The sequence below is a fragment of the Roseateles sp. So40a genome, from assembly GCF_048081605.1.
Taxonomy (GTDB): Bacteria; Pseudomonadota; Gammaproteobacteria; order Burkholderiales; family Burkholderiaceae_C; genus Roseateles.
The window spans coordinates 2,061,053-2,080,030 of the sequence record NZ_CP182288.1 but is presented as its reverse complement, the minus strand read 5'-3'; the positions used below and the strand labels follow the sequence as shown (position 1 = coordinate 2,080,030).

Here is an 18,978-nt window from a genome sequence, read left to right as displayed (position 1 = left end):
TCACAAGCGGGTCGTCCGCTTCGTCCGTGCTGGCTGGGTCGATCCAAGCAACACGTCCTGCGCCGCGCTGACCAGACGCTTCGTCAGCCGCTCCAGCCGGGGCGATTGCAGCTTCCATCCGTGCCAGAACAGCGCGACATCGGTCGGATGGTCCGGCAGCAGGTCGACGAAGTCCTCGCGCGCGGCCTTCGGCTGCGACGCCAGCCACAGCTCAGGCACCATGCCCACGCCCAGCGCGCGACCGACGGACTCGAAGCGCGGAATCGCCGGTCCGATGTGGTGGCAGGGATAGGCGTCCTCCTTCAACCCCAGACGCCGCTCGATCACCCGCGTGTGCAGACGATCCTTGCGGCTGGCCGCGACCACCGGCGCGCGGCGCATCGCGTCCCGGCTCAGCCCCTCGGGAAAGCGATCCCGCACGAAGTCGCGCGAGGCCATCAGCCGATAACGCATCACGCCCAAGGGCAAGGCCTCGCAACCGCGGATGGCGTCGGCCTGTGTCGTCACGCAGCCCACCGCCTCGCCCGAGGTCATCAGCGCCTGCGTGTGGTCCTGATCGTCCACATGGGTCTCGAGCAGCACGTTCTCGGCGACGAACATCGGCGCGAGCGCCGGCACGAACCAGGTCGCGAGTGAATCCGCGTTGACGGCCAGCACCAGTCGCAGCGGCGCCTCGGCGTGGCCGCGGATCTCGGCGTCGAAGTCGTCCTCGAGCAGCGCGGCGCGGCGCAGGTGCTGCATCAGCCGTTGCCCGAGCGGCGTCCCGTGGCAGGGCCGCGTGCGGGCGATCAGGGTGCCGCCCATCTCGATCTCCAGCGCGCGGATCCGCTGCGAGACCGCCGAGGCCGTGATGTGCAGTTGCTGCGCTGCGGCCTCGAAGCTGCCAGTCTCCAGCACCGCGAGCAAGGCCGCGGTCTGACGGGGATCGAAACGCATGGGGCACCTCCGGACGGGTCGGCGCATCTTAAGCAAAACTTCGGATGGCTGAATTGAATGAATCCTGCTTCATGAAAACCAGGTGAATCCGGACACTGCAGTTACCGCTTCAACACAGCGGCCCTCAACCAACCGAAGGAGAACCCTCATGAAGAAGCTGCAAGTTGTCCTGTCCCTGGTCATCGCCGCGATGGCGACCACGGCGTGTTCCACCACGCGCTACGTGCCCACCGATGAATCGATGAGCCCGGTCGCGCAGGCCAAGAGCGAGTGCGAGTACGAAGCCAAGGCTGCGACCGCGAGTCACGGCAGCAGCTACCACCTGGGCCGGCACCACGCGGGTGGGATCCTCGGCCAGGCCGTGGGCGACGGCGTGGTCGTCGGCATGCGCCAGGCTGACCTGATCAAGGGCTGCATGAAGGCGCACGGGTATGCGGCGGTCAAGGGCTGATGCGCGCCATCCCATCCGCCGCCGGCTGAGCTGGCGGCGGGAATCTCGGGATTCATCGCATGACGCCGATCCGAGGCCGGGACCGCTCCTAGCATCCGCGCACCTTGGACTTCCCGCCTCGCCTGCCATGCACGCACGTGTCCTGAACCCGCTTGCCCTGCTCATCCTGACGGCATTCCACGGCCCGTTCCTTGTTGGCACGGCCGCCCATGCGGCGACACCCCCATCAACCGCGGCCGCGCGCGAACTGGTCGTCGAGCGCGTGGACCTGCCGGGATCGGAAGCGGGCACGCAGACCTACAACCTGCAGGAGACCGCGACGCTGCGCGTGTTCGCGCGATCCGAGGCGGGCTTCAAGGCGTCGAGGATCTTCTGGCAGCGACGGGAGGCGATCGGTGCTTGGCGCGCGCCCGAGTCGCTGCCCTTCTCCGATCCGCGCTGGCGGGATTCCGACCCGCATCTGTCGGCCGACGGCAAGACGCTGACCTTCGTCTCCAGCCGGCCCGCTGACGACGCGAAGCCGCGTGGCGACGATCTCGATCTGTTTGAGACGCGGCTGACGTACCTCGATGCCGGGTCCTGGGCGCCACCGCGACGCCTGGCCGACGCGCGTCAGAGCGCGGGCCAGGAGCTGGGGCCGGAGCGCTACGGCACGCGGCTGTATTTCGCCTCCACTCGCGCGGGTGGGCCGGGCAAGCTGTCCGTTTATCGCGTGGACGACGACGAGCAGACGGCGCCTCGCGCGTTGCCGTCGCCAATCAACGAAGGCACGGCCAACAGCGATTTCACCTTCAGCCCCGACGGTCGATTCGCGCTGTGGTGGAGCAACCGCGCCGGCAGCGAAGGCGGAGCGGATCTCTATGCGGCGGAGCGCGTCGGCGACCGCTTCGGCCCGGCGATGCGCCTGCCCGCGCCGGTCAACGGGCCCGGGTTCGAGTTCACGCCATCGATCACGGCCGATGGCCGCTGGCTGCTGTTCGCGTCGACGCGGGCGGCGCCGGGCGTGGCGGCGGGTTTGTCGGCGGTCTATCGCGTGAGCTGGCCGGCGGTGGTGGAGGCGCTCGGTTCTGAAGCGCAGGCGTTCAGCCGTTCGAGCTTGGACGCGCAGGTCAGCGCGCTATGGCGGACCTTCGATCACGAGCCGGGTCAGCCGGGCGATGCGGAGCGCCTGCGCGCGCTGATGCATCCGGAGGCGCGCGTGTGGGCGCAGCAGTTGAATGCGTCGGCCAGCCAGATCCAGGCGAGAAGCTGGACGGCCGACGCGTTCGCGGCCGCCGTCGGCAAGCCGAGCGCGCGCGGGCTGCGAGAGTGCGAGATCCATCGGGAGGTGCGCCGCTACGCGGGGCATGCCGAGGTCTACAGCGTCGTGGAGTCACGCCGTGATGCGGCGCAGGCAGCGCCGGACTACGTCGGCGTGAACAGCACGCAGTGGCAGCTCGGGCCGCAGGGCTGGCAGATGCTGTCGCTGCATTACGCGGTGGAACTGCCCGGGGCGCCGTTGCCGCCGAGCGCGGGGGCGAGTGGGAAGTGTGTGGGGTAGGCGGATGTTGGGCGTCGGTCCAGCCGCCGCTCGTTGAAACGAGCAGCCGACGAAAAAACGCCCCAGGTGCGCTCGGCACCTGAGGCGTTTCCGTGAGAGGCCAGTCGGCTCAGCGTTCCGAGACGGCGATCAACTCCCGGTGACTGCCTGTATAGCTCGGCAGCATCGCGTTCGAGGCCATCGACGACGAGCCCGAGAACGACGCCATCGCAGCGATCAACGCATCCGCCTGACGGGTCATGGCGATCTGGGCCGGTGAGCCCAGCATGCCGCCGATCGCCAGTGTCCTCGCCTCCAGGCTCTCGGTCACCGTCGGTGCCTCCGACTCGCGCATGAGCGCCGTCTTCGCCCCGGCCGCTTGGCCCGCAGCCGTGTTGACCTGGGCGTTGGTCAGCACGGTGCCGTCGGCATAGACGACGCGTTCGACCTGGTAGGCCGCGCCCAGGTACCAGTCCTTGACCACGACCTTGTCGGTCGTGGTGCCAGAGAACGTGATCTCCAGGTTGTTGCTGACCTTCTTGAAGGTCGTGCCCGCACGCGTGATGCCAGCGCCGAAGCTCAACTGGTCCAGGACGTTGGCGGTGCTGTCGTTGTCCTGGATGGTGTCGGTGCCGTCGCCCTTGTTGAACAGGTAGACGTCCGCACCGGCACCGCCATTGAGGGTGTCGTTGCCGAGACCGCCCGCGAGCGTGTCGTTGCCCGCAGCGCCTGTCAGGGTGTTGGCGGCGGAGTTGCCGGTCATGACGTTGTTGGCCACATTGCCCGTGGCGCTGAGCGCCGTGCTGCCTTGCAGGGCCACGTTCTCCACGTTGTTGGCCAGCGCGGTCAATGTGACCGTGGTGAGGACGGTGTCTGTCCCCTCGCCGGCGTTCTCCGTGATCACGTCGGTCGTCGCGTCTACCAGGTAGGTATCGTCACCGGTTCCGCCCAGCATCGTGTCGTTGCCTGAGCCTCCATCGAGCGTGTCGTTGCCCGCACCGCCGATCAGCGAGTCGGCGCCACCGCCGCCCACCAGCGAATCGTTCCCGGCGCCACCGTCCAGCTTGTTGGCGCCGCTGTTGCCCGTGAGCACGTTGTCGAGCGCGTTGCCCGTGCCATTGATGGCATTGGAGCCGGTCAGCGTCAGATGCTCGACATTGGCGCCCAAGGTCCAGGTCACGCTGCTCTGCACCAGGTCGATGCCCTCCCCGGCGTTCTCGTTCACGACGTCTCCGGCGGCATCGACCACATACGTGTCATTGCCCAGCCCGCCGTTCATCGTGTCGTTGCCGGCACCGCCAGTCAGCACGTTGGCGCCCGCGTTGCCGACGAGGACGTTGGCGAGCGAGTTGCCTGTTCCGTTGATGTCCGCGCTGCCGGTGAGCTCCAGTTGCTCCACGTTGCTGCCCAGCGTGTAGCCGATGCTCGCGAACACCTTGTCCGTACCCTGGTTGGACGACTCGGTGACGGTGTCGCCGGCGTTGTCCACCACGTAGGTGTCGTCGCCGGCCCCGCCCTTCATCGCGTCGGCGCCCAAGCCGCCGTCCAGCCGGTTCGCTCCCGCGTTGCCGTCAAGCTTGTTGTTCAGCGCATTGCCAGTCGCGGAGATCGCCGCCGTGCCGGTGAGCACGATGTTCTCGACGTTGGCGGGCAAAACATACGACACGGATGTCCGTACGAGGTCGGTACCCTGATTCAACTCCTCGACCACCACGTCGTCGGTGCTGTCGACCAGGTAGGTGTCGTCACCCAGTCCACCGATGAGCGTGTCGGCTCCGCCTCCGCCGTCCAGCGTGTCGTTGCCTGCCAGCCCCAGAAGTCGATCATTGACGGGATCGCCCAACATGTTGTCATCGCCATCGCTGCCGCGATACGCCTCGAGCGAGCGCAGATAGGCCATGTCGCGCACAGTCCCATCGGCGAACCGCACGAACTCGATCGACGCGGTTGCGCCCTCGATCCGACCGTCCTTGATCCGGATCCGGTCGTTGCCGAAGGTCAGCAGCAGGTCGTTGGGCCACCAGGCGCTCACGGCCATGTCCGCTTCGTTCAGACCAGGGCCCAGCACAAGGGTATCGATTCCGCCAGCGTCGCTGATCGCGTCCACACCGTCTCCAACGTTGAATCGATAGGTGTCGTTGCCCAGGCCGCCATACAAGGAGTCGTTGCCTTGACCGCCGGAGATGTCGTCGTCGCCGGCGCCAGCGGCGATGCGATCATCGCCACCACCTCCCGACAGCGTGTCCGCCGCAGCACCGGCGATGATCACGTCGGCGTCCTCGGTCACAACATTGACGCCGCCATTGAGGAATCTCGCCCGGACTTCCGCGCGGCTGAGCTCGAAGCCATCCGCGAAGGTGACCGTGCCCAGCGTCGAGCGGAAGGGGTCGGTGCCCGGGTCGATGAACGCCTGGCTGAAGGTCATCGAGTCGCCGGGAGACCCCACGCCGAGTCGAAGATCGTCGCCCTGGCGTGTCATCGTGAACTCGGAGGCATCGATGCCCGCGCCGAACTCGATATCGACCGATCCGACGGTTGTTTCAGTAAACCAGTCGGTGCCGTCGCCACGATTGAAGTAGGCGCGCGCGGAACCGCGCTCGTCGAAGACCAGCGAGATCGTGTCGTTGCCGGTGCCGCCCGTGATCTGGTCGTAGTCGCCGTGCGTGTAGATGAGGTCGTCGCCCGCACCGCCATCCAGCACGTCCTGGCCGGAAACGATGTAGCGCCCCCAGAGCGGATCGCGGATGCCGCCATCATCGAGCGTGTCGTTGCCCGCGCCGCCGACCAACACGTTGCGCTTCGAGTTGCCGGCGAAGTTGTCGTTCAGGTCGGATCCGACCACGCCGATCTCGCCGACCGCCTCGTCCAGCACCAGGCGCTCCACGGAAGCGGCGAGATCGAGCTGGAACATCGACGCCCCCCCGGCCGAAACGACCACGACGGTATCGAAGCCCTCGCCTTCCTTCTCGACGATCACGTCCGAGGCGTCCACGCGGTAGAAGTCGTCTCCCAGCCCGCCCACTAGCGTGTTCGCGGCCGCGTTCTGGCTGCCGTCGAGCACGTTGTTGAGCGCGTTGCCGGTCCCGCGGGTCGCGGCGGAACCGGTCAGGGTCAGGTTCTCGATGCCCGCGGTCAAGGTGTAGGAAATGGAGGCCTCGACGGTGTCGGCCCTCCTGTTGTTGGCCGCGTCCTCGCCGAGCACCACGTCACCGATGTCGTCGACGACGAACGTCGTCTCGGCATCAGCCCCTCCAATCATGGTGTCGGCACCGGCGCCGCCATCCAGCCTGACCGCCCCCGAGACACGGCTCCCGTCGATGACGTTGTTCAGCGCGTTGCCGGTGTAGGTATGCGCGATGCTCTGACCGGAGTTGGTGTAGTAATAGTCCTGCGCGTTGAACGAGATCAGGTCCTCGACGTTGTCGGCGAGCGTCTCGTGATACGCGGTGGTGATCACCGTGTCATGCCCCTCACCCGCAAGCTCGATGATCGTGTCGTTCCCTGTACCCAGCTGATTGGGATAGTTGATGTACGGATTGCCTTCCCCGTTGATCGAGGTGGTGTAGTAGATGTCGTCGCCCGCGCCCCCGATCAGGGTGTCGCGACCGCCGCGGGTCTCCGCGGAGACCCCTCTCGCGCCGGGCGCCTGCCAGGACAACCAGGCCCGACCGTCCTCGAACGACGGCCCATTGAAGACGTTCGACGCGGCATTGCCGGTGAGGACGTTGTCGCCCGCGTTGCCCAACAAGCGGGATTGATGGAGGCCCGGCTGAGCCGACAGATCGTTGGCATCCGCGGCGAGGGCCGCCGATCCTTCCGCCAGGTCCAGCGTCCGCCCATCCGAGGTCGTCGAGCGAGTGAGCCCCATGTCCTGGACGCGCTGGCGCACGTCGTCGCTGCTCCAGCTGCTGCCGTCGGCGAACCGGATGGCCGAGAGTTCGTTGCGCTGGCCGGTCGTGGTCATCGAACTGAAGAAATCCAGCACGATCAGCTCCGCATCGGAGCCAGCGAGCCGCAAGACCAGGTGACCGTCCACGCGTCGGAGCGCGACATCACCCATGGCGATGCCGGCGCCCAGCACCACGGTGTCCCGCCCACGTCCGGAGGCCTTGGATTGGTCGAGATAGTCCCGACCCGAACTCCGGTCGAAGCGGATCACGTTGTCGCCGCCACCGCCGATCAGGAGGTCCTCACCGCCGCCGCCTTCCATCGTGTCGTTGCCTTCCCCGCCACTCAAGCGGTCCCTTCCGGCGCCACCACGCAAGCTGTCATTGCCCGCCCCGGCGTCCAGCAGGTCATCCCCCGCGTCACCATCCAGGCGGTCGTCGCCCTCGCCGGCATCCAGGACGTCGTTGCCCGCGCCGCCCAGCAAGGTGTCATCGCCCAGATCGCCCCGCAGCAGGTCGGCGCCATCGCCGCCATCGAGGTGGTCGCTCATGCCGTACCCGAGCAGCGTGTCATTGCCCGCGCCGCCCTGCAGCGTTCCGGGCTCGTCAGCGAACGCCGCGAGCACGTCATTGCCGGCGCCGCCAATCTGCTGCGGCGGGGGGATCAACGCGTAGATCTGCGCCTGGTTCCAGACGGTGCCATCCGCGAAGGCGAACTCCTCCAGGCGGAACTCCATCCCGCCGCCCCAGGTGGACACCGTCAAGGTGTCGGGGGCGCCGACGATCCGGATCACGGTGTCGAAGCCGCTCCGCTCGAGCGTGATCTGCGAAGGCAGGATGCCAGGCCCGAACTGGATCCGGTCCCGCGCGCCGCTCTCATCGAGCACCGTGTCATGCCCGCTGCCCAGTCCGAACAGGTAGGTGTCGTTCCCCGTTCCGCCCATCAGGGTGTCGTCGCCCGCGCCGCCGTCCAGAATGTCGTTGCCACCGTTACCCACGATGGCCTCGTTGCCGCTGGCGCCTCGCAACCAATCGTCCGTGTAGCCGCCGACGCCTTCCAGTTGGAGCTGACCGACCATCCACCGGCCAAACTCGTCCGTCGAGCCGGCAGCGAAGGTTCGCAGCTGCTGCAGGATGTCTTCCCCGTTGGCGCCCATGCGCATGAGCACGCCGGCAAGATCCTTCACGGCGGAGGGGTCCTGTTGGTAGAGCCCGCGCGCGACCCCGATCGCGGCGGTCAGATCCGTCGAGTAGGTGTTGGTCGCGGCGTCGAACCGATAGTCGACGGCCTTGAAGAAGCTCGACAGATGCGTCTGTTGCATCAGTCGCGCGTACAACTCCTCGGCGAAGTCCGCAAACACGAAGTTCAGGTAGCCGCCCGCAACGGCGCCCGGCGAGTTGGTCTCGTAGATCGTGCCGCCGTACTGGGTGAACCGGTCTCCGAGGAAGGCCTCAAGCACCGGCAGCTGTTCATAGACGCTCTCGAACGCGCCGGTTTGCCGCACATCCACCCCGCCCCATCGATACAGCAAGGCCTTGAGCAGCGCACGGCGCTCGCGCGGATCGTCGGAGGCGACGAACTCCTGGAGCCAGCCCTTCATCAGGCCGGTGCCGTCCTTCATGATGGCCTGGTGGAGGCTCGGCAGGTTGCCGAAGCCCCAGAGGTCAGGAAGCGCCGCGACGTCGGCGGAGACCGGCACCTCCTCCGGCGCCTGGCCACGGGCCGGATCCACGCGGAACCAGACGTCCGCCGCGCCCCCGGTGCTGCCGTCGGCGCGCTCGAAGGTGCCGACTTGCCGGATGCGATTGCCGTGCTCATCGCGGATGTCCGCTGCGAGGTACTCGGTCGAGATGCTGCGGACGCCGGCCTCGGCCAGCGTCTTCAGTTCACCGCCCTCGAGCGTGCCGTCGCCGTCGTCAAGCCACAGCCGAAGCGCAGCATAGGCGTCATCGGCCTGATCGATGCGACCGTCGTTGTTCTTGTCCAGTTCCGCCAGCGCCTCATACCCGTTGGCCGCGAGTTGACCGTTGGCCAGTTTCGTCTGATTGCCGAAGAGCTCCCGGCCTGAATCGATCCTGCCGTCGCCGTTGCGGTCGAGCACCAGCAAGGCATCGTTTCCGCGCACCCATCCGGTACGCTCGCGCGCCCCGTTGCCATCGTGGTCGAAATGCGCCTCGCCGTCATCGGCATCGGACGTGGCGATCCCGTTCCCATCGAGATCCAGGACGATCGGCGAGAGGATCTTCTTGGCGGAGGCGAATCGGTCCAGCAAGCGCAGGAGGACGTTCTCGTCGTCGAAGGTGCCGCGGAAATAGGACTGGAAGGCGCGTTGCACCTCCGCCCAGGACTTGTTCCCGTACTTGCCTTCCGTCCAGTAGTCGTAGGTGCGCTCCATCGTCCTGGCAACGATCTGCGCCTTGAGCGAGAAGGGAATGTTGTTGACGCCCGCCGCCATGGCGTCGCCGAACGCATCCATCTTGTCCTGGTCAAAGACGATGCCGGGCGCTGTCAGGACCCGGCCCAGCGAGGCCGCGCCTGCGAAGGACATCGCATCCACGAAGGTCTCGCGTTGGAAGCGATTCTCCTGGATGAGTTCGCCGATGGTGAGCGAATCGGAGTCCGACATCTTCTTGTCGAAGTAAAAGAAGGCGCCACCCCAGCCTCCGACGGGCAGGCCATAGTCCTTGGTCGCCATCGAGATGTCCTTCTGCCACATCTTCTCGACCTCGACCGGACTGCCTCGAACCAGGTCGCCAATCACGGCGGCGCCGATCGAGTCGGAGATCTTCTGCATGTCGATGTCCTTCTTCGCGTGCTCGGCACCGATCATGGTGTGCGCGCGAATGAAGACATTGGCAGGGCTCATGGGATCGTTTGAATTGATCTCCGCGGCCTGCTTGAACCAGTAGAGCGTGTCGGCGTTGAGCGCAATCTCGCCGCTGGAATTCAGCGAGACGATGTATTGATAGGCCTTGTAATAGTCCTTCGTGCCATTTGAGGTCAGCGCGTTGATCTGATTGATCTGATTCTGGTTCAACGTGAGCGATGCCATTTATTATCTCCCTGGATTAATCTGTCAATTCATCGAGTTCGCCATGAACGGATGATCTTCCTGGTTTGTTCCTCAATGGATTTCCAATGCTCGAACAACTTCAGTGGATAGCGATAGACAACTTCCTCTCCAGTGTCCGAATCAAACATGGAGACGCTGCATTGCGGATAAGGAACCTGCGCCTTTTGAGGGTATTCCGGATCGACGCAGCTCATACGAAAAAGCCCCCCGTCCTGGCGCTTCCCCACCCACTCGACGAGATCGCGCGGCGTGCCATCCGGCAGGATCCATCGGTATCCCTCCAGACCATGTCTGCGCAGACCGGGCTCCAGCTCGATGACTTTCGAGGCATGCAATCGAGCCATGGACTGTTCGGTGGTGATGGTGTCGGAGCCTGACGGATGAAGCTGGTAGATGACGTACTCGATCAGACGAGGATCGAGCTCATTCATCCAGTTTTCCAGGTCGTACCCGGACATCGTGGGCCAAAAGAATCGCCATTGGCCCAGCGCAGGTTTCCCGGGCGGAAACTGAAACCCCTCGCCCCCCGGAATCGCAAACTTCTCGAATCGTTTCCTGGCATCGGGCGCCATGAAGTTCGCTGGCCACGCGAAGGTATGGCCGCCATGAAATTCCTTGATCAGGGCGGTGGAGTAATATTTCTCCACGTCTCGTGCCGTCTCAATGAAAGCGGCCCGATGCTGGGGCAAAAAATGTTCGTCGGCATATGCTCGCGCTCTCGCGACAACGACTGAATCTTCCACAGATTGCTCCTTTTCCTTGCATCCCGGAAGAATCATTCCGGAGATTGCCGCACCAACCAGGCGGCGGGAGAAAAAACGTCGGTTCATATTGAATCCCTGCGATCAGGCTGCATACACGACAAGCCTCAAACACGAGCCGATGTGAATGCGTCTGGAGCCGGGAAGGTGCTCACGAAGTCTCTGCATCGATACCCCCTCGCCCGATCGCGCGCCGCCGCGCTGAACCTTTCGCGATCCGCGCCGGTCAGCGCCAGAACCTCCGTCACGCTGCGCGACAACTGGTGCCGATCAAACACCCCGACCAAACGCCCCTCGCGCCCGTCCTGGATCACTTCCCTCACCGGCGCCGTATCCGACCCGATCACCACGCACCCGGTGGCCATCGCCTCCAGCATCGACCAGCTCAGCACGAACGGATAGGTCAGGTAAACATGCGCCGCGGACAGTTGCATCACTCGCTTGTACTGCGCGTAAGGCAGCTTCCCCAGGAAGTGCGTCCGCGTCGGATCGAGCCGATCGCCGACTTCGTCCAGCATCACCTGGCGCCAGGTCTTGCCCGACGAATGCGCGCGACCATAGCTCACGTCGTCGCCACCGACGATCACGGTATGACAGCTCTTGTGCTCCCGCTGAATCGCCGGCAGCGCGCGCATGAACTGGTGAAAGCCGCGATACGGCTCCAGATTCCTCGCAACGTAGGTGATCACCGGATCCCCCGCCCTCAGCACCGCCCCGTTGGGCATCGCCATCCACGCCTGCGGGTCCGGCCCGAGCCCGTCGAGATCGATTCCCTCATGCGCCACCGTGATCTTGTCGAGGTAGGCCTTGGGGTGTTGCGCCTTCTGCCAATGCGTCGGACTGATCCCCGCGTCGCAGTTCTCCAGGTTCAGCAGATGCAACGCATTCCAGGTCCGCACCCGCGCCCGATCATCGAAGCTCATCGGGAACTCCGGATCAAACCCGAGATCGGCGCCCTGCCAATCGGGATCCAAGCCGTTGCCAGTCGCAGGTGCGTTGTAGAACCACTCGCAGAAGTGCACGAGCCGCGCGTCCGGGAACACGTCCTTGGCGTTGAGCGTTTCACCCCAGCCGGGATGAGCAAGGATCAGATCCGGCTTGAAACCCTTGGCCTTGAGCTTGAGCAGCACCCGCGCCACCGCCTGCCCATGCAGCACGGCGTCTTCCATGCGCCGCAGGTATGGGTGTTGCTGCTTCCCCACCTCGCGATGAGGCTTGTAGCGGATCAGCGTCAGACGCCCGCTGGCCTCCAGCTCCGGCATGCCCGGCGCCGTGTCGCGCCCGATGCCGATCACCTGCCAGCCCGGCCGCTCCGACCAGGCCTTGGCCACATGACGAAACTGGCCCGGGAAGTTCTGATGGACGATGAGCACGCGCATCACCGCTCCTTCAGGCTTTCATCCACGTGACGCTTCACCGGATCGAACAGGTAGCGAATGACGCGCCGCTGCGAGGTCTTCACCTCCGCCGTCACATTCATCCCCGGCGCTAACCGCACCTGCTTGCCGTCGACGTCGATGACGCCTCTACCAAGCACCAGTGTCACCGGGAAGATCGCGCCACGCTTCTCATCGTTGACCGCATCAGCGCTCACGCTCTTCACCGTTGCCGGCACCGTGCCGTACTTCGTGAATGGGAAGGTCTCGAGCTTGATCTCCGCTTCCTGCCCAGCCCTCACGAAGCCGATGTCCTTGTTCTCAAGCACGACCTCGGCGGTCACCTCGGCTTCATCAGGCACCAGCACCAGCAGCACCTGCGCCTCGGTCACGACGCCGCCGGCCGTGTGCACGGCCAACTGCTGCACCGTGCCGTCGACCGGCGCGGTCAAGCGAGTCAGCTGGTTGCGTTTATTGGCCTTCGCGCCTTCCTCGGCCAACTGTTTGAGCTTCAGATCAGCCTGGGCCTCGCGATCCCTCAGCGTGCGCAGCGTCTCCGCCCGGAACGATGCCGCCGACCCTCGCGACTCCGCCAGCGCTGCCAGCGCCTCGCGCTGTCGCGCCATCGCCGTGCCGAGGTCCTTCTCCTGCTCGATCCGCTCCCTCGTCCGATCCTGCCCCGCGTGGCCCGCGATGAAGCCCTGATCGCTCAGCGCCTTGTAGTCGCGCTCACGCTGCTGCGCCATGGGCACGGTGCTCTGGAGCTTCTCGACGACCTGCTTCGACGTGGCGATCTCCGCCTCACGCCGTTCCATCTCCGCTTGCAGCTTGGCCAGCTTGGCCGAGATGTCCGCCCACTCGCTTTGCACTTGGAAGCGCGCGCTGTCCGCGTCCTCGCGCGGCATCGACTTCACCGCCTCGGCAGCCAGTTGCGGCGAGCCGCTGCCCGACAACGACATCAACAACGCCCGAGCTCGCAGTACTTCCGACAGGGCCGCCAAACGCTCCTTCTCGACCCGATGGCTGTCCGCCTCGGTCATCGTCGAGTCCAGCGCGATCAACAGTTGCCCGGCCTTCACCTTGTCGCCGTCCTTGACGAACACCTCGCGCACGACGCTGGTCTCCAGCGGCTGGATCGTCTTGCTGCGGTCGCTCACGATGATCCGGCCCTGCGCCACGGCCACGATGTCGATCTGCCCCAGGATGGCCCACGCCAGCGCGATCACGAACAGCGCGCAGATCGCGATGGCCATGCGGCGCGGCGCGGGATGCGGTGGGGTCTCCTGCAGCTCCAGCGCAGCTGGAAGGAAGGCGCGCTCATCGGCCAGCCGCCGAGGTCCGGCCAGTTCCTCGCGACGCTCCCAGGCCGCGCGGAACACGGCGCCATAACGCGCAAGCAGCTCGCGCAGCGGATGGCGGGGCGCCACGGCGCCCCCGTTCACGTCGGCGCTCATTCCGAGCCTCCCTCGCCCTGCATGCGCCACAGGTGCGCATAAAGCCCCTGCGGCTTGGCGATCAGCTCCTCATGGCTGCCCATCTCGGCGATACGGCCCTTCTCCATCGCGATGATGCGATGGGCATGGCGCACGGCGCTCAGGCGATGGGCAATGATGAACACCGTGCGACCCTGACAGATCGCCCGCATGTTCTTCTGGATGATGGCCTCGCTCTCGTAATCGAGCGCGCTGGTGGCCTCGTCGAAGATCAGGATCCGCGGCTGACCGAACAGCGCTCGCGCGATCGCGATGCGCTGGCGCTGCCCACCGGACAGTCCGGTCCCCTGCTCGCCCACCACCGTGTCATAACCCTCAGGCAACTCGGCGATGAAGTCGTGCGCGCCGGCAAGCTTTGCCGCGTGGATGACCGCCTCAATCGGGGCGGCCGGATCAGAGATCGCGATGTTCTCCCGCACCGAGCGGTTGAACAGCATGTTTTCCTGCAACACCACGCCGACCTGGCGCCTCAGCTGCGTTGCATCAGCCATCGCGATGTCCTGGCCGTCGACCAGCACACGGCCCGCCTCCGGCACATAAAGCCGCTGCAGCAGCTTGGTCAGGGTGCTCTTGCCCGATCCGCTGCGCCCGACGATGCCGATCACCTCGCCCGCATCGACCGACAGGTCCACGCCATGCAGCACGGGCTGCGCGTCGGTGCGGTAGCGGAAGGTCACGTTCTCCAGCGTCACGTCGCCGCGCACGCGCGGCATCGCACCCGCGCTCTGCGGGCGCAGTTCCGTGCGCGTGTTCAGCACATCCCCCAGGCGCGCCATCGAGATGCCGGTTTGCTGGAAATCTGTCCACATCTGCGCGATGCGCATGATCGGTTGAGCGACCCGGCCGGCAAACATGTTGAACGCGATGAACTGGCCCACGCTCAGCTGACCTTCGATCACGAGCTGCGCGCCCCACCACAAGGTGGCCGCGTTGACCAGCTTGCCGATCAGGTTGATGCCCTCGTTGCCGTACTGCGCCAGCGTCTGCGTGCGGAAGGACGCCGACACGTAGGCGGCGAGCTGCTCATCCCACTTGCGAGCCATCTGCGGTTCGAGCGCGCTGGCCTTGACGGTCTGGATGCCGGTGACGGTCTCGACCAGCAAGCTCTGGTTCTCGGCGCCGCGGGCGAATTTCTCGTTGAGGCGTCCGCGCAGCACCGGGACGATCGCCAGGCTGAGGATCAGATAGAGCGGCAGCGACACCAGCACGATCAGCGTCAGCGTGACGCTGTAGCTGAACATGACCGCGATGAAGATGACCGAGAACAACACGTCCAGCACCAGGGTCAGCGCGTTCCCGGTCAGAAACTGGCGGATGTTCTCGAGTTCTCGAACGCGGGCAACCGAATCCCCGACGCGGCGGGCCTGGAAGTAGGCCAGCGGGAGGCTCAGCAAGTGGCGGAAAAGCCGCGATCCCAACTCCACGTCGATGCGGCTGGTGGTGTGGCTGAACACGTAGCCGCGCAGGATGTTGAGCGTGCTTTCGAACAGCATGATCACCACCAGACCGAGGACCAGCACGTCCAGCGTCGTGAGCCCTCGGTGTACCAGCACCTTGTCCATGACCACCTGGAAAAAGAGCGGACTGACCAGCGCGAAGAGCTGCAGGAACAGCGAGATCGTCAACACCTCGCCCAGCAGGCGCCGGTGCTTGACGATGCTGGGGATGAACCAGGAGAAGTCGAACTTGGCGAGGTCGCCGGCGAGGCTCGCGCGGCTGGCGATGAGGATCAGCTCGCCGGTCCATTGCGCGGCAAAGGTGTCCAGCGGCTCGATGGTCGGCCGCGCGGTTTGCTCGTCGCCGGCAGGGTCCATGAAGAGGACGCGCTTGCCGTCGGATTGGGCCAACACGACGACGCGGCCGTCGTGGAGCATGGCCAGCGCAGGCAGCGCGGCGAGCGACAGTCGATCCGGCGTCGTGCGCGAGGTCTTGGCCTTGAGGCCGAGCCGCTTGGCGGCCAGGAGAAGATCGCGGGTGGACGGGACGTCATTTGCTCCCAGACCCAGGGAGTGCCGCATCGAGGGGGCGTCGGTGGCCACGTGATGCATGCGCGCGACGAGGCACAGCGCGCACAGCCCGCCGTCCGCGTCCGGCGTCGTGTCTGACGGCCCGTCGCCTGGTGCCATCGCCGACGCGACCTCCTCGGCCACGCTTTCCAGCGCGTCCGCCCCTCCCTGTCTTGTCACCATTTTGTTGCCGCCTTAACGGCCTCTTGTAAAGCGGCGCGATGGTAGAGGAGACGATCTGCGGGAAGATTCCCCCCTTGAGAGGGGGTTGAAGTTTCCCTTGCGACGAGGGCTGTGGGCGCTGCGCGGCAGGCATCAACCTCGGCTTCTCCACCTTCGATGGCTGACAGCGTTTGAAGACCGTGGCCGGTCACTAGGATGGCCGCTCATCCCACGACGGACCGCCATGCAGATTCGCTTCCATCACCCGGAGGACTTCGAGTCGCTCCTCGATGTCTTCGTCGACATGAGCGTGCATTACAACGGGACGAATGCCCCGCCGCGCGACGTGATCGAGCGGAACCTCAGAGATCGGATCCTGGGACCGGACTCCGACGTGCGGCTCGTCGTTGCGATCGAGGACGGCGTGGTGCAGGGAGTGGCGGCGATCTCGCTGCTTTATCCGGCGCCCAAGGAACGCGGGCAGCTCTTCATGAAGGAGCTGTATGTCCACAGTGATCACCGCGGGTCGAAGGTCGGGGAACAGCTGATGCGCTGGATCGCTCGCCACGCCATCGAGCAAGGCTGCGTGCGCTTCGACTGGAGCGGCCCACCCGAGGGCGCCGATTGCTCAATCCTTGCAATACCCCTCCCCCGCCCGCACCGTCAGACAAGTCTTCTTGCCTGCCAGCCACTTCATGCCCGTGGCGTCGCCATCGGTGGGCTGAAGCGTCTCGGACTTGCCGTCGCGCTCGAAGCGCAGGACGCCGTCCTTGCTCACGCCAGCAAACTTCCGCTCGGCATCCAGATCCTTGATGCGGACCTCATAGCGGCCAGGACCTGCGGCGTCCAGTTGCAGATACGTGCCTTCCGGTCCGATCCAACGGCCTGTCCAGGCTTGCGCGGGGTCGGGGGTTGAGGCGATCTCGGGCGAAGCAGTTGAGGCTGGCGGTACGGCCGACGTGGAAGGCGAGGACGGCGGTCCTCCGGTCGGCGCATTCGCGCGATCACATCCCGCGAGCACCAGCGTCGCGGCGATCAGCGCGAACCCGCGCCACTTCATGTTGTTCATGTGGACCTTCCTCGACATGGCTCTCGATGGGCTCATCGAGCCTGTCGAGAACGCGGCAAGCCGAGTGCCCGAGGGATCCAGCCTCAGCGCGCCATCGCGACCGGCGCCGCGACCAGCCCCGCGAGCCGCTCGCTCGATCCGAGCTTGGACGCCATCTTGTGACGCAGCAGCTTCAGCTCGCTCATCACCTCACGCAGCTCCGCTTCGGTCGGACGCAGCGGATGGAGCGATTTCGCGAGCACCGGGATGATCTCGCGTTCCATGAAGCGCGTCTTCGATGCCGCGACCTGCCAGACCACCAGCGCCACGCCCAGCACGATGAAGAGCAACATCGACAGCTCGGCCTCATCGGGCGCCACCACATGCGTCAGCGCCGGGCCGATCATCATCAGCAGGAGCGCGCCCACGAGCGATAGCCCCACCCATCGATCAACATGCGTCGACGCAAAGCGCCGATCGACCTTCGGCGACAGCAGCAGGAAGGGATGGCGGATCAGCGCCCGGCGCTCGTCCGCGCTGAGCGACGACGGCTCGCGCCGGATGCGCTCCTCGAGCGCGAGGCGGTCGGCCATGACCTCATCGATGTTGGGGAAGGTCGTGCGCACCAGTTCCTCGACGGGCGCAGGGAGCTTCGCAAAGGACGCATAGATGCCCGGATCGGTCTGGAGCGAGGTCCGGCAGTCTTGGCAGATGAGCTCATAGCCCACGAGCTCGCCCTGCCCCGCGCTGATGTAGTAGACGTGCCCCGCCGACCCGACGCGCTTGAGCTCGAAGACCCGTTTGTCTCGGCAGATCGGGCAGAAGTCCGCCACATACCCCAGCCGGCGATAAACGATCTTCTTCCCCCAGACGATGAACATGCCTTCTCCCTCGTGAACGTGATCTCTGTTGTCCCTCTCGGCGGCAGCGTGGTGATCGCGCCCTCGCCGGGGTCGGCCTTGTCGGCTCGGGCGCGATTGTGGCCGAGCCACGCAGGTCCGACGAACCCCGCCGGAAGGGGGGAACCCGGAAGTCGTGAAGAGTTCTTGCCCGCCAGACTTCATCCCGCGCTCACACACACGTCAGAGACTGCGTCGCCCTCCCGATGACGAAGCGCACTCCCCCGGCATGAACAAACGCGTGATCTTCCTGGCCGTGCTCAACGGCGCGTCGATGCTGTTGCTCCTGTACTTCTTCGACGCCGCGAACCGCCAGGCGATCGGCGAGGCCAGACAGTCCTACGACTTCGGCGACAGCATCAACGCCCTGCTGTTCGTCGCACCGGCGGTCCTGCTGTGCATGCTGGGCAACATCGTCTGGTTCTGCGCCTCGGTGTGGTGGGCCGTCGATGAGCGCCGCTTCCGGTCAGCCATCCTCTGGCTCATCGTGACGATGGCGTGGATCCTCACGATCCACGTGGCGACTGATTGGATGGACCTGTCGCCTTGCGTCGCCGCCACACAGTGCGACCCAGCCACAGCAGAATCCCGATGATCAGGGACCACGGCAGCAGATAGGCCAGACCGGTGATCGCCGAGGAGATGCCCTGCGACAGGCTGCCGCTGAAATCGGCACCGGCCTGCGCGATGGGTCGCCAGAACGAACTGCCATGCGCGGGCTCGATTGCGATGTGAAGGGTCTCGGTTTCCACGCGCTGCATCAGCTGAGCCTGCTTGCCGGCGACGGCCTCCAGCTCGCTCTGCACCGACGCCAACTCGTGCGTCACCTTGATCAACGCGTCGACGTCGTTGCCAGGGCGCTTGCGCAGGGTTTCCAACTCCGCGCGATAGCTGGTCAGCATCGCCAGCTTCTTCTCGGTGTCCTGGATGGGCCCCGCCAGATCCTCCGCCTGCGTGAACTGGCCCGTGATCTCGCCCTGCTGGCCCAACGCCGCGATCAGCTTCGGGATGCCAGCCGGCTTCGCCCGGAATCGCAGCGACGCAGAGGGCCGCCGGCCGCTGCTGACGCGGGATTCGAGCACCTCGCAAGCATCCGCCCTGGCCTGATGGCAGGCCGTCAGCGCGGCTTGATGGACCGTCGCGATGCGTTCCTCCGGCACTTCGATCTGGATCGAATGCTCGTAGGCGAGCGTGCGACGAGCGGTTCCGGACGAGTCGGGCGCCGCCACCATGCGCTGCTTGGCTGCAGAGCCCATGGATCCGGAGTCCGACCTGCCGGAGCACCCGGCAAGAACAGCCAGCAGCACGCACGCGATCAGGGAACGGTTCATCAAGGCTCCGACGGTGAAGGCTCCGGAGTGTGCCT

General features: G+C 65.8%; 12 protein-coding genes. 4 read left to right on the top strand and 8 right to left on the bottom strand.

Translation table 11 applies throughout. The annotated features are described in order from the left end of the window. Positions 1–936, bottom strand: a complete 936-nt coding sequence (locus tag ACNI65_RS09625) for a LysR family transcriptional regulator ArgP (RefSeq protein ID WP_416762640.1) — start codon at positions 934–936, stop codon at positions 1–3. 148 nt (positions 937–1,084) lie between these two features. On the opposite strand from ACNI65_RS09625, the gene ACNI65_RS09620 reads away from it, so the two are divergent. Next, positions 1,085–1,387, top strand: coding sequence for a hypothetical protein (locus ACNI65_RS09620; protein WP_416762639.1), 303 nt, complete (start codon positions 1,085–1,087; stop codon positions 1,385–1,387). 127 nt (positions 1,388–1,514) lie between these two features. Next, positions 1,515–2,927, top strand: a complete 1,413-nt coding sequence (locus ACNI65_RS09615; protein WP_416762637.1) for a TolB family protein — start codon at positions 1,515–1,517, stop codon at positions 2,925–2,927. Positions 2,928–3,036: 109 nt separating this feature from the next. On the opposite strand, the gene ACNI65_RS09610 is transcribed toward ACNI65_RS09615, so the two are convergent. Genes ACNI65_RS09610 through ACNI65_RS09590 form a run of 5 tightly spaced genes read right to left on the bottom strand, consistent with a single transcriptional unit; the run spans position 3,037 to position 15,623 of the window. After that, a complete protein-coding gene (locus tag ACNI65_RS09610) occupies positions 3,037–9,846 on the bottom strand; it encodes a calcium-binding protein (RefSeq protein WP_416762636.1) in 6,810 nt (2,269 codons plus the stop codon). A 29-nt stretch (positions 9,847–9,875) separates the two neighbouring features. After that, the gene (locus ACNI65_RS09605; RefSeq protein ID WP_416762634.1) at positions 9,876–10,697 is read right to left on the bottom strand and encodes a hypothetical protein; all 822 of its coding nucleotides are present in this window, start codon (positions 10,695–10,697) and stop codon (positions 9,876–9,878) included. 38 nt (positions 10,698–10,735) lie between these two features. Then, positions 10,736–12,007 (bottom strand): glycosyltransferase family 4 protein, encoded by a 1,272-nt coding sequence (locus tag ACNI65_RS09600; protein ID WP_416762633.1) that lies wholly within the window; start codon positions 12,005–12,007, stop codon positions 10,736–10,738. Further along, complete coding sequence (locus ACNI65_RS09595) at positions 12,007–13,458, bottom strand: HlyD family type I secretion periplasmic adaptor subunit (protein WP_416762632.1); 1,452 nt, start codon at positions 13,456–13,458, stop codon at positions 12,007–12,009. The genes ACNI65_RS09600 and ACNI65_RS09595 overlap by 1 nt, the downstream gene beginning before the upstream one ends. Beyond that, complete coding sequence (locus ACNI65_RS09590) at positions 13,455–15,623, bottom strand: type I secretion system permease/ATPase (RefSeq protein WP_416763602.1); 2,169 nt, start codon at positions 15,621–15,623, stop codon at positions 13,455–13,457. Before ACNI65_RS09590 ends, ACNI65_RS09595 begins: the two co-directional genes overlap by 4 nt. Before the next feature lie 286 nt (positions 15,624–15,909). Here ACNI65_RS09590 and ACNI65_RS09585 point away from each other — a divergent pair, with 286 nt between their 5' ends. Then, a complete protein-coding gene (locus ACNI65_RS09585) occupies positions 15,910–16,581 on the top strand; it encodes a GNAT family N-acetyltransferase (protein ID WP_416762631.1) in 672 nt (223 codons plus the stop codon). Between the two features lie 236 nt (positions 16,582–16,817). Here ACNI65_RS09585 and ACNI65_RS09580 read toward each other — a convergent pair whose 3' ends face one another. Then, entirely contained in the window at positions 16,818–17,594 is a 777-nt protein-coding gene (locus tag ACNI65_RS09580; RefSeq protein ID WP_416762629.1) for a hypothetical protein, read from the bottom strand. A 247-nt stretch (positions 17,595–17,841) separates the two neighbouring features. Between ACNI65_RS09580 and ACNI65_RS09575 the strand changes: the two genes are divergently transcribed. Continuing rightward, positions 17,842–18,207, top strand: coding sequence for a hypothetical protein (locus ACNI65_RS09575; RefSeq protein WP_416762627.1), 366 nt, complete (start codon positions 17,842–17,844; stop codon positions 18,205–18,207). Here ACNI65_RS09575 and ACNI65_RS09570 read toward each other — a convergent pair. After that, entirely contained in the window at positions 18,119–18,943 is an 825-nt protein-coding gene (locus tag ACNI65_RS09570) for a DUF4349 domain-containing protein (RefSeq protein WP_416762625.1), read from the bottom strand. The genes ACNI65_RS09575 and ACNI65_RS09570 overlap by 89 nt on opposite strands. Positions 18,944–18,978 lie beyond the last annotated feature (35 nt).